At 34.1% G+C, this 12,208-nt stretch carries 10 protein-coding genes and 1 tRNA gene; 7 read left to right on the forward strand and 4 right to left on the reverse strand.

Annotated features, from left to right (window positions below):
• Positions 1-172 precede the first annotated feature (172 nt).
• Positions 173-2,506: an ATP-dependent helicase gene (locus BLR17_RS13630; RefSeq protein WP_066325897.1), complete on the forward strand. Its 2,334-nt coding sequence runs from the start codon at positions 173-175 to the stop codon at positions 2,504-2,506.
• A 101-nt stretch (positions 2,507-2,607) separates the two neighbouring features.
• Complete coding sequence (locus BLR17_RS13635; protein WP_066325896.1) at positions 2,608-3,228, forward strand: L-threonylcarbamoyladenylate synthase; 621 nt, start codon at positions 2,608-2,610, stop codon at positions 3,226-3,228.
• A 116-nt stretch (positions 3,229-3,344) separates the two neighbouring features.
• Here BLR17_RS13635 and BLR17_RS13640 read toward each other — a convergent pair whose 3' ends face one another.
• The 3 genes from BLR17_RS13640 to BLR17_RS13650 all read right to left on the reverse strand — a co-directional run bounded on the left by BLR17_RS13640 (position 3,345) and on the right by BLR17_RS13650 (position 5,700).
• Positions 3,345-4,175 carry an OmpA/MotB family protein gene (locus BLR17_RS13640; protein WP_066325894.1) on the reverse strand — a complete coding sequence of 277 codons (831 nt, stop codon included), beginning with the start codon at positions 4,173-4,175 and terminating at the stop codon, positions 3,345-3,347.
• A gap of 74 nt (positions 4,176-4,249) precedes the next feature.
• A complete protein-coding gene (locus BLR17_RS13645; RefSeq protein WP_066325892.1) occupies positions 4,250-5,239 on the reverse strand; it encodes a glycosyltransferase family 2 protein in 990 nt (329 codons plus the stop codon).
• A gap of 17 nt (positions 5,240-5,256) precedes the next feature.
• A complete protein-coding gene (locus tag BLR17_RS13650; RefSeq protein WP_066325891.1) occupies positions 5,257-5,700 on the reverse strand; it encodes a type I restriction enzyme HsdR N-terminal domain-containing protein in 444 nt (147 codons plus the stop codon).
• A gap of 81 nt (positions 5,701-5,781) precedes the next feature.
• On the opposite strand from BLR17_RS13650, the gene holA reads away from it, so the two are divergent.
• The 3 genes from holA to ettA all read left to right on the forward strand — a co-directional run bounded on the left by holA (position 5,782) and on the right by ettA (position 8,803).
• A complete protein-coding gene (gene holA / locus BLR17_RS13655) occupies positions 5,782-6,786 on the forward strand; it encodes a DNA polymerase III subunit delta (protein WP_066325889.1) in 1,005 nt (334 codons plus the stop codon).
• A 58-nt stretch (positions 6,787-6,844) separates the two neighbouring features.
• Positions 6,845-7,027: a CAL67264 family membrane protein gene (locus BLR17_RS13660; protein ID WP_066325887.1), complete on the forward strand. Its 183-nt coding sequence runs from the start codon at positions 6,845-6,847 to the stop codon at positions 7,025-7,027.
• Positions 7,028-7,108: 81 nt separating this feature from the next.
• Positions 7,109-8,803: an energy-dependent translational throttle protein EttA gene (gene ettA, locus BLR17_RS13665; protein WP_066325881.1), complete on the forward strand. Its 1,695-nt coding sequence runs from the start codon at positions 7,109-7,111 to the stop codon at positions 8,801-8,803.
• A 77-nt stretch (positions 8,804-8,880) separates the two neighbouring features.
• On the opposite strand, the gene BLR17_RS13670 is transcribed toward ettA, so the two are convergent.
• Positions 8,881-10,668, reverse strand: a complete 1,788-nt coding sequence (locus tag BLR17_RS13670) for an ABC transporter ATP-binding protein (protein ID WP_066325879.1) — start codon at positions 10,666-10,668, stop codon at positions 8,881-8,883.
• A gap of 208 nt (positions 10,669-10,876) precedes the next feature.
• Here BLR17_RS13670 and BLR17_RS13675 point away from each other — a divergent pair.
• Both BLR17_RS13675 and BLR17_RS13680 read left to right on the forward strand, forming a co-directional pair.
• Positions 10,877-10,954: transfer RNA gene (locus BLR17_RS13675), tRNA-Val, on the forward strand.
• A gap of 689 nt (positions 10,955-11,643) precedes the next feature.
• The gene (locus tag BLR17_RS13680) at positions 11,644-12,198 is read left to right on the forward strand and encodes an AAA family ATPase (protein WP_066325877.1); all 555 of its coding nucleotides are present in this window, start codon (positions 11,644-11,646) and stop codon (positions 12,196-12,198) included.
• The last annotated feature ends 10 nt before the right edge of the window (positions 12,199-12,208 follow it).

Here is a 12,208-nt window from a genome sequence, read left to right on the forward strand (position 1 = left end):
AAAGACCTTTGCGTTTCTCTGAGTTACTTTGAGAATCTCTGCGAAAAATTATCTCAAAGTCTCGCTAATAGAAGTTTGATTTTTAAGTTTAAAAAAACTTAGCATCTTAGAGCCTTAGCAACTTAGGAACTTTCTTTTTAAATACTTATTTTTGCATAAATTGAAAAAAATAATGCAACAATATATATCCCAACTCAACGAAGCGCAACGCGCACCAGTACTGCAAAAAGACGGTCCAATGATTATTATTGCTGGTGCCGGTTCTGGAAAAACCCGTGTGTTAACTATAAGAATTGCTTATTTGATGCATCAGGGAATTGATGCTTTTAATATTTTGTCGCTTACATTCACCAATAAGGCGGCTCGTGAGATGAAAAACCGTATTGCTGACATTGTAGGTGCCAGCGAAGCCAAAAATCTTTGGATGGGAACTTTTCACTCTATCTTTGCTAAGATTTTACGTTCGGAAGCGGATAAATTAGGTTATCCGTCTAATTTTACCATTTATGATTCCCAGGATTCGCTTCGGGCCATTTCGGGAATTATCAAAGAAATGCAACTGGACAGGGATATTTATAAACCAAAACAGGTTTTAAGCCGAATTTCGACTTTTAAAAATAGTTTGATTACTGTTAAAGCTTATTTTAATGATCCGGAATTACAAGAGGCTGATGCTATGTCCAAGAAACCCCGAATGGGAGAAATCTATCAGGCTTATGTAGACCGTTGTTTCAAGTCGGGGGCGATGGATTTTGATGATTTATTATTGAAAACTAATGAATTGCTAACCCGTTTTCCTGAGGTTTTAGCCAAATACCAAAACCGTTTCCGTTATATTTTGGTTGATGAGTACCAGGATACCAATCACTCGCAATATTTAATTGTTCGTGCCTTATCAGATAAATTCCAGAATATTTGCGTGGTGGGAGATGATGCCCAAAGTATTTATGCGTTTCGTGGGGCTAACATCAATAATATCCTGAATTTCCAAAAGGATTATCAGGGTGTAAATACCTATCGTTTGGAGCAAAATTACCGTTCGACCCGAAATATTGTTGAAGCCGCTAATACGGTAATGGAGCACAATAAAACCAAACTGGATAAGGTGGTTTGGACTGCCAATGAATTTGGTCCTAAGATAAAAATACACCGCAGTTTGACAGATGCCGAAGAAGGTCGTTTTGTAGCCAGTACCATTTTTGAACAAAAAATGCAAAACCAAATGACAAACGGACAATTTGCAATTTTGTATCGAACCAATGCACAATCGCGTGCGATGGAGGATGCTTTGCGAAAAAGAGATATTCCGTATCGAATTTATGGCGGATTGTCTTTTTACCAAAGAAAAGAAATCAAGGATGTATTATGCTATTTACGATTAGTTCTTAATCCTAAAGATGAAGAGGCTTTAATGCGTGTGATTAATTATCCGGCACGAGGAATTGGGGATACTACTATTGAAAAATTAACAGTTGCGGCTAATCATTACAAAAGATCCATATTTGAAGTAATGCAAAATATTGATCGCATCGATTTGAAATTGAATTCGGGAACCAAACAGAAATTACAGGATTTTGTAACGATGATTCAAAGTTTTCAGGTCATCAATGAAAATCAGGATGCTTTTTATATCACCGATCATGTTTCTAAAAAAACCGGATTAGTTCAGGAATTAAAGAAAGATGCCACTCCTGAAGGAATGGCAAGAATCCAAAATATCGAAGAGTTATTAAACGGTATTAAAGATTTTACCGAAGGACAAAAAGAAGTAGACGGTGCCCGTGGTTCGCTGGCTGAGTTTATGGAAGATGTGGCTTTGGCAACTGATTTAGATAAAGATACTACCGACGAAGATCGTGTGGCCTTGATGACCATTCACCTGGCAAAAGGATTAGAATTTCCTCATGTGTTTATAGTAGGGATGGAAGAAGATTTGTTCCCATCTGCTATGAGTATGAGTACCCGTTCTGAATTAGAGGAAGAGCGCAGATTGTTTTATGTTGCTTTGACCAGAGCAGAGCATCAGGCGTATTTGACTTATGCGCAGTCGCGTTACCGTTGGGGAAAATTAACCGATAGTGAACCATCTCGTTTTATTGAAGAAATTGACGGTCAATATTTAGAATACCTAACGCCAGCCGAAACCAATTATCGTTTTAAACCAATGATTGATAAAGATGTTTTTGGGGATGTGGATAAATCTAAATTGCGTTTGGCAAAACCTGTGAGTTCAACACCTCCAAAACACATAACGGACAACCAGCCTAAACCGGAAGCAGCAATCAGAAAGTTAAAACCGGTTTCGTCTAATGCGCCTTCAGGAGCAGCCAATTTATTCGATAATAATTTGACGGCAGGAAATATTGTCATGCACGAACGTTTTGGTCGTGGACAGGTTTTGAATCTGGAAGGTGTTGGAGCTGATAAAAAAGCAGAGATTAAATTTGAAGTAGGAGGTATCAAAAAGCTTTTGCTACGATTTGCGAAGTTGGATATTATTGGGTAGACTTGAGACTGAGGTAAACAGAATTTAGAAGGCAGAAAATACCTAATCGTTTACTAGATTTTCTTAACTTTAGTAATGTTTCTAAGAAATAAAAACACAAAATGGCAGAATTCATTAAAATATACGAAGACAAACCTTCTGAAGCAGCAATTGCTAAAGTGGTTAAGGTTCTAAAAGAAGGTGGTTTGGTTATCTATCCTACGGATACCGTCTATGGTTTGGGTTGTGATATTACTAATTCCAGAGCTTTAGAACGCATTGCAAAAATTAAGGGAGTAAAGTTGGAAAAAGCTAAATTTTCTTTTATTTGCCATGATTTGAGTAATCTTTCGGATTATGTGAAGCAAATTGATACTTCTACTTTTAAAATTTTAAAAAGAGCCTTACCCGGGCCTTATACTTTTATTTTACCTGGAAATAATAATTTGCCAAGAGAATTTAAAAAGAAAACTACTGTAGGTATTCGTGTGCCTGAAAATAATATTACGTTAGAAATTGTAAGGCAATTGGGAAATCCTATTGTGACCATGTCTATTCGAGACGAAGATGATGTGGTGGAATATACCACTGATCCGGAATTGATTTTTGAAAAATGGCAAAATTTAGTTGATATGGTCATTGATGGTGGCTATGGAGATAATGTGGCTTCAACAATTATCGATTTATCTGGGCATGAGCCGGAAGTAGTTCGTGAAGGAAAAGGAGATTTGGATATTTTATAAAGTTAGAAGTTAGTTGGAGGAAGAAGACTACTGATTTTAGAAATTACAGAAATTAAAAAGCATAAAAAAACGTCCTGATTACAGGACGTTTTTTTTATAATGAAATCTAAAACAGATTATTTTTGTTTTTTCATTTCTTTTTCAACCATATCATAGAATTGGTCAATTTTAGGTAAAACTAAGATACGAGTTCTTCTGTTTTTAGCTCTGTTTTCAGCAGAAGTGTTTGGTACTAAAGGAACATAAGAACTTCTACCTGCAGCTACTAATTGCTCTGGTTTAACTCCTAATTCGTTAGTTAATACACGGATAATAGAAGTAGAACGTTTCACACTTAAATCCCAGTTGTCTAGTAAAACACCGTTTCCAATGTAAGGAACATTGTCAGTATGACCTTCAACCATACATTCAAAATCAGGTTTGTCATTAACTACCTTAGCTACTTTAGCTAAAACGCTTTTTGCTCTGTCAGTTACGTTATAACTACCTGTTTTAAACAACATTTTATCAGAAATAGAGATAAATACTACTCCTTTTTCAACATTGATTTCGATATCTTCATCGTTTAATCCTACTACGCTTTTTAAACTTGTAACCACAGCAAGGGTAACGCTGTCTTTTTTGTTAAGAGCGTCTTGCATTCTTGTGATTTTTAAATCTTTTTCTTTGATAGATTCTAAAGCCTTTTCTATGTTTTCAGCCCCTTTTGTTGTTAAAATGGTCATCTCTTTAGAAGTGTTGATTAATGTTTGATTGTGTTCTTTCAAACCTTCAACTCTGGCAGCTAATCCAGCTTTCTCTTCAAGACATGAATTTAATTTAATGGTTGCAGTATTTAATAAATCCTGAGTTTCTTTGTTTTTGGCTTCTAATGCTGCATATTTCTTTTTAGATACACATGATGTCAAAAGACCAAGTACCGAAAGGGCGATAACAACTTTTTTCATAAATTTTATTAGTTTTTGAGTTTTTACAAATTTAGTTTTTAATGTTTGGAATGTAAATATAAATTATTGTTAAATTATTTCGCAAAGACCTTGCCATTATTTGCATAGTAACTAATAACGACGCTTTTAAGGCTATAGTATGATTTCGATTGAAAATCCCCTCTTTTTTTGTAAGTTTTTGAAAATAAGGAATAAAAAGAAGCATGAGCTTTTAAAATCGCTAAACAATGACTGAATTTTCCTTGTGTTATAAAATGAATTCCGGCTATTCCATCGAGTATCATTCGAATAAATAAAACCCAATATAAACTCTCTTTCGGTAAATTTTTAACCAACATTAATAATGAATTTCGGAAGTTTAAGAAAGTTTTTTTTGGATTTCCCTGTTTCAAAGTAGCTCCACCAACATGATATACTACAGAATTTGGATTGTATTTAATTTGGTAACCTTTATTTTTAGCTCTCCAACACAAATCAATTTCTTCCTGATGCGCAAAAAAATCAGCATCAAAACCTTTTAATTCATGGTAAACTTGGCTTCGGATAAAAAAACAAGCTCCAGAAGCCCAGCTTATTTCACAGGCATCATTGTATTGTCCGTTATCTTTTTCGATAGTTTCAAAAATGCGCCCACGACAATACGGATAACCATATTTATCAATAAAACCACCGGCAGCACCCGCATATTCAAAATAGGCTTTATTTTTAAAATCTAATAACTTAGGTTGGATTATTGCAGTGTTAGCTTCGTTTTCGAAATTTTCTAAAATAGGGTTAAGCCAGTTTTCAGTCACTTCAATATCTGAATTTACTAAAGCATAGATTTCGGCATCAATATGTTGTAAGGCTTCGTTGTAACCTTTGGCAAAACCATAATTTCCGTCATTTTTCACAATTTTCACAGTGGGAAAATGGGTTTCTACAAAGGAAATAGAATCGTCAGTGGAAGCATTATCGGCAACATAAATCTCAGCTTCAGGAGAATATTGAACGACAGAAGGTAAAAACTGTTCCAGTAATTGAACTCCATTCCAATTGAGGATAACAACGGCTATTTTTTTCAAAGTGTCTTTTTGTTTACTTAATTATAATCTGGAAGTGCAGCTAGAAATTGGTATTTTTCATTCTCATAATCCATTTGGCAAAAATAATGATTCAATCCATTGCTTACCATCAAAAAATTGGATTTCATTGTCATATTATAACGTGCAATTTGGTCAAAAGTTCCTTGTGTAATTTTGACTTCCGGAGCTTTACATTCTACTAAAATATTGATAGAACCATCAGTGTTAAATACCACAACATCGTATCTTTTTCTTAATCCGTTGACTAATAACACTTTTTCGACGTTGATTAAGGATTTAGGGTATTGTTTTTCTTCTAATAAAAAGCGAACTACATGTTGACGAACCCATTCTTCAGGTGTAAGAATGATGAATTTTTTCCTGATTTCATCAAAAATAGACACTTTATTTTCGCTATTTTTGAAACGAAAAGTATAAGAAGGGAAATTGAGATTTTGCATGATGCAAAAATATTAAATAAGTTTAAAGATTGCAGTTTTTCAAATCTGAAATCTGAAATCTAAAATCTGCATTCTAAAAAAATGGACGAAGTCATAAAAATTGTAAACGATATAAAAGCAGGGAATATCAAGCCTATTTATTTTTTGATGGGTGAAGAACCTTATTATATTGATAAATTATCGGATTATATTGAAGAAAATATTTTATCGGAAGACGAAAAAGGATTCAATCAAACGGTGATGTATGGCAGGGATGTTTCAGTTGAAGATATTGTTTCGACAGCTAAACGTTATCCAATGATGGCGGAGCGTCAGGTAGTGATTGTAAAAGAAGCGCAGGATTTAACCAAAACTATCGATAAATTGGAAACCTATGCCGAAAGTCCTATGCTTTCAACAGTTTTGGTACTTTGTTATAAATATAAAACATTAGATAAAAGAAAAAAAGTCACTAAGAATATTGCTAAATCCGGGATAATTTTTGAAAGTAAAAAACTGTATGAAAATCAGGTAGGTGATTGGATTAAACGTGTTTTGTCAGGAAAAAAATATACTATTGAACCTAAGGCTTCGGCCATGTTGGTTGAGTTTTTAGGAACGGATTTGAGTAAAATAAATAATGAGTTAGAAAAGTTACAGATTATTTTACCAAAAGGAAGTACTATTTCACCGAAAGACATTGAAGAAAACATCGGTTTTAGTAAGGATTTCAATGTTTTCGAATTACGAAAAGCTATTGGGGAACGCAATCAGTTAAAAGCTTACACTATTGCTGAGAATTTTGCCAGCAATCCAAAAGAAAATCCAATGGTGGTAACCACAAGTTTGGTTTTTGGTTTTTTCGTACAATTATTAAAATACCACGGCTTAAAGGATAAAAATCCTAAAAATGTAGCTACGGTTTTAGGCGTGAATCCTTTTTTCTTAAAAGAGTATGATTTAGCTTTAAAAAATTATCCTATGCGAAAAGTAAGTCAAATTGTGGCTGCTTTACGAGAGATTGATGTTAAAAGTAAAGGTGTAGGAGCTAATGCGTTGTCTAATGCTGATTTATTAAAAGAAATGCTGTATCATATTTTTAATTAGCATTATAAATTAACGATATTTGCAGTTCTAAAAACTAAACCAAAATACCACAACACTAATGGGAATGAATAAGAATACCATCTTAGGATGGGCTACATTTATAATGATTATAATGGGATTGATATTAATTGCTCTTGGCATCTTTAAATATCGCGATGTTTCGGGAATTGGATTTGCAGCTGTAGGAATTGGTTTTTTTGCTATAGCCTGGGTTTTTAGTTCGCTGAAAGGAAGGGTTTAAAAAAAAATAATTGCAATAGCAATGTCAATAATCAATTTCAATAGAAAATAGAATAAAAAAATAAACAACAAACTTTATATTATGTCAGACGATAAGAAAGTAATATTCTCAATGCAAAAATTGAGTAAAACCTATCAGGGAGCAGATAAACCTGTTCTTAAAAACATCTATTTGAGTTTCTTTTACGGAGCTAAAATTGGTATTTTGGGTTTGAATGGTTCGGGTAAATCTTCTCTTTTAAAAATTATTGCAGGAGTTGATAAAAACTATCAGGGAGATGTTGTTTTTCAACCGGGTTATACAGTTGGATATTTAGAGCAGGAACCTATTTTGGACGATTCTAAAACCGTTTTAGAAGTGGTTCAGGAAGGTGTTGCCGAAACAATGGCAGTATTGGAAGAATACAATAAAATCAATGATTTGTTTGGTCTTGAAGAAAATTATTCTGATCCGGATAAAATGGATAAGTTGATGGAGCGTCAGGCAGCTTTACAGGACAAAATTGATGCTTTAGGTGCCTGGGAAATCGATACCAAATTAGAAATTGCAATGGATGCGTTGCGTACGCCGGACGGAGATACGCCTATCAAGAACCTTTCGGGAGGAGAGCGCCGTCGTGTAGCTTTATGCCGTTTGTTGTTGAAACAACCTGATGTATTGTTATTGGATGAGCCTACCAACCACCTGGATGCTGAATCTGTACTTTGGTTGGAACAACATTTAGCACAATATTCAGGAACTGTAATTGCCGTTACGCACGATAGATATTTCCTGGATAATGTTGCGGGATGGATTTTGGAATTGGATAGAGGAGAAGGTATTCCTTGGAAAGGAAATTACTCTTCCTGGTTAGACCAAAAATCAAAACGTTTAGAGCAAGAAGAAAAAACAGCTTCTAAAAGAAGAAAAACTTTAGAGCGTGAGCTGGACTGGGTACGTCAGGGAGCTAAAGGTCGTCAGACAAAACAAAAAGCACGTTTGCAGAACTATGATAAACTATTGAACGAAGACCAAAAACAATTGGATGAAAAATTAGAAATTTATATTCCAAATGGACCTCGTTTAGGAACGAATGTAATCGAAGCTAAAAATGTAGCCAAAGCTTTTGGTGAAAAATTATTGTATGATAATTTGAATTTTACACTTCCTCAGGCTGGAATTGTTGGGGTTATTGGTCCGAATGGTGCTGGTAAATCGACTATTTTCAGAATGATTATGGGAGAGCAAGAAACTGACAGTGGAGAATTCTCAGTAGGTGAAACTGTAAAAATTGCTTATGTAGATCAGTCGCATTCGAATATTGATCCTAACAAATCTATTTGGGAAAACTTTGCCGATGGTCAGGAATTGATTATGATGGGAGGTCGTCAGGTGAATTCCCGTGCTTATCTAAGTCGTTTTAACTTTGGTGGAGGTGAACAAAATAAGAAAGTGTCTATGCTTTCTGGTGGAGAGCGTAACCGTTTACATCTGGCAATGACTTTGAAAGAAGAAGGAAACGTATTGTTACTGGATGAGCCAACAAATGATTTGGACGTAAATACGCTTCGTGCATTAGAAGAAGGTTTGGAAAATTTTGCAGGATGTGCTGTGGTAATTTCGCACGACAGATGGTTCTTAGACCGTATTTGTACGCATATCTTAGCTTTTGAAGGAGATTCTGAAGTATATTTCTTCGAAGGAAGTTTTACTGAATATGAAGAGAATAAAAAGAAACGTCTTGGTGGCGATTTGACTCCAAAACGTTTGAAATACAGAAAATTAATCAGAGGTTAATTCTTTGATTTATAAAAATGTAAAAAGGGATGAAACTTTAAGTTATCATCCCTTTTTTTATGATGTTTTCGGATTTGTTAGGAATTACTAAACTGTAAGTTGCTTAGGTTTTTATAAATTCCGTTTTCCATAGCTGTTAATTCCAGATGCGTTCCCTGCTCGCTAATCACTCCGTTGTCAATTACTAAAATCTGATCCGCATTTCTAATAGTCGATAATCGATGCGCAATGATAATGCTGGTTCTGCCTTCCATTAAAACTTCAAGAGCTTCCTGAACTAATTTTTCGCTTTCGCTGTCTAAAGAAGAAGTTGCCTCGTCCAAAATTAAAATACTTGGATTTTTTAGCAGGGCACGAGCAATAGCAATACGCTGACGCTGTCCTCCTGAAAGTTTAATTCCGCGTTCTCCCACTAAAGTTTCCATTCCTTCAGGAAAACTTTCAATAAAATTTAATGCATTAGCCTGTCGGGCTGCCTGCAAAATTTCTTCATTGCTGGCAGTAGGTTTTCCATAGGCAATGTTTTCACGAATAGTTCCGCCAAATAAAATAACATCCTGCGGAACAATACTCATATTTCCTCTTAAATTTTCAAGTTGGTAATCATAAATATTTTTTCCGTCAATTAAAATTTCTCCTTTGTTTAAATTATAAAAACGAAGTAGCAATGAAGCAATTGTTGATTTTCCGGCACCACTGGAACCAACCAAAGCAATTTTTTGTCCTTTTTTAGCTTCAAAATTCACATCTTTTAAAACTTCAATTTCGCTTCGGCTCGGATAGCTAAATCCCACATTTTTAAAAATGACGTTACCATCAATTTTTTCAAAAGTTGAAGCTGCATTCGAATTAATGTCTTCGGGAATTTCGTCTAATAGTTCAAAAACACGCTCGGTAGCTCCAACAGCTTTTTGGATCTGTGCATACATTTCGGCAATTCCTCCAAAAGAAGCCCCTATAAAAGTGGTGTAAAGAATAAAGGAAATTAAATCGCCTACGCCATCAACTTCTCCTTTGATGGTCAATGTAATTCCGTACCAAACTACTCCAACAATACATCCGAAAAGACATAAAATAATAAATGAAGCAAAATAACCACGATATTGCCCGCCTTTAATAGCTATTTTTACAATTTCCCTGATTTTGGTTTTATAACGACTGATTTCGTACCATTCGTTCGCAAATGCTTTTACATTGGTAATTCCCTGCAGGGTTTCTTCAACAATAACCTGACTTTCGGCAACTTTATCCTGTGTTTTTTTTCCGTATTTACGGATAAATCGTCCAAAAATAACCGCAGCTACAGCCACAACAGGAACAATCCCAAGCATCATAAAGGTTAACTTTGGACTGATTTGTGCCAAAATTACAAAACCACCAACAATTAAAATAAACTGACGTAAAAACTCGGCAATTGTAGTGGTAAAAGTATCCTGCAATTGCGAAATATCAGCACTAATACGGCTGTTAAGTTCACCTACCCGTTTTTGAGCATAAAAACTCATAGGTAATTTTACCAGGTTTTCATAAAGTGCAAAGCGAATATTAGAAAGCGAATTTTCGGTGAAATTGACAAATAATGAAATTCTGAAAAATGAAAAAATAGCCTGTAAACTTAAAATGAGCATCAGCATTAAAGCAATTTCGTTGGCCCGGTTTAAATCTTTTCCACTAACACAATCTACTAACATTCCCATTAGTTTAGGAAAGGCAAGGGCAGTAGCGCTGGTAAGTAATAAAAAAATAAGTCCAACAAAGAATTTCCATTTATGGTTTTTAGAATATTTAAAAATTCGAATTGCTTTTTGAAGAGAATTAGCGTCTAATTTAGCTTTCGGTAGGTCGTTTTCTTTAAATCGTGCCATTATTTTTTATTTGATATTGCAAATTTAGGCTTCATAAAGTTGTCGTACAACAGAAACTTTAAAATTTCTTATTTTGTAAATTGTTGATTATGAAATGTAAAAGAAAAAGTTTTTAAAAAAGGAAAAAATAATTAGAAAAAACACTTGTATATCCGGAATTCAACTGTATATTTGCACTCGCAATCAGCAATGATAGCACAACAAAATAGGGCGATTAGCTCAGCTGGTTCAGAGCACCTCGTTTACACCGAGGGGGTCGGGGGTTCGAACCCCTCATCGCCCACCAAAAAACTCCTTAAGCAATTAAGGAGTTTTTTTTGTTTTTAACTATCCGTTTAGAACGGGATATTTATCAATCTTAAAAGCATTATACCAATTTTATCTATTTGATATTAATTGGGTAAGTAGAAATTATTACCCTTGAGATGCTAAAAATCTAAAATGGCAAATCCCCTTATTCTATCTTATTAATTTTCTGATTTTTTATTCATCTGAAATAATTCAGATATTCAACAACTACTTTAAAATTTGATTGAATAATCAATCCAAATTTATATTTAAACTGGATCTACAAGCTGTAATAAAACTAATTCAATCGAATCTAAAAGGATTGCATGTGGGGGGTTATCAATAAAGGAAATTCTTCATATATTTGGAATAATAAATGATCAGTACTTCCTTAAATTTTGATAAAATAAAAGGAAAAACATGTGAAATATTAGTTTCTAATCGGTACATAGATAAAAATTACAAACTTTATGCTTTATAGTTTATTGTGTATAGACAGAACTAGAGAAAATTAATTAAAAATAAAGAAAAACTCTAACAAATATTTTTTTGACAAATGGTTCGCTTTACCACGAACCATTTGTTTTGTAGAGCCATAAGTACTAAATATTCATTCAGCAAAGAAAATACCTCAATGTAAAGAATGAAGGTTTAATATTTAAAATTATAAAGAACTTAAATTAAACAATGGAAATAAGCAGTATTAATAATAGTATAAAACAAACAAATTGGTATGTTATAACAGGAGGTCCAAGTTCCGGTAAAACCACAACTGTTAATTTACTTAGAGAAAAAGGGTATATAACAACGATGGAGCATGCCAGACATTTTATTGACACGCAGCGTTTAAAAGGAAAAACTATCGAAGAAGTTAGGAGTAATCAGCGTGAATTTCAGTTAGGAGTTTTAGAGATGCAGATTGAACAGGAAAATGAAATTTCACCCGAGGTTCTTGTCTTTCTCGACAGAGCTATTCCGGATGCTCTTGCTTATTACCGTTATTTAAATTTGGAAATTGATGCAAAACTTACCGAAGCACTAGGTAAAGTCTCTTATAAAAAAGTTTTTATTCTCGACTGTCTTCCAATGGTAAACGATTATGCAAGAATTGAAGATAGCATAGCTCAGAAAAAAATTCATACATTAATTACTGAGGTATATGAATCTCTGCCTTTTCCAATTGTACATGTTCCTGTTCTTCCACCGGAAGAAAGAGTACGTTTTATATTGGATAACCTTTAATATTCTAACA

It is taken from the genome of Flavobacterium glycines (assembly GCF_900100165.1).
GTDB classification, from domain to species: domain Bacteria; phylum Bacteroidota; class Bacteroidia; order Flavobacteriales; family Flavobacteriaceae; genus Flavobacterium; species Flavobacterium glycines.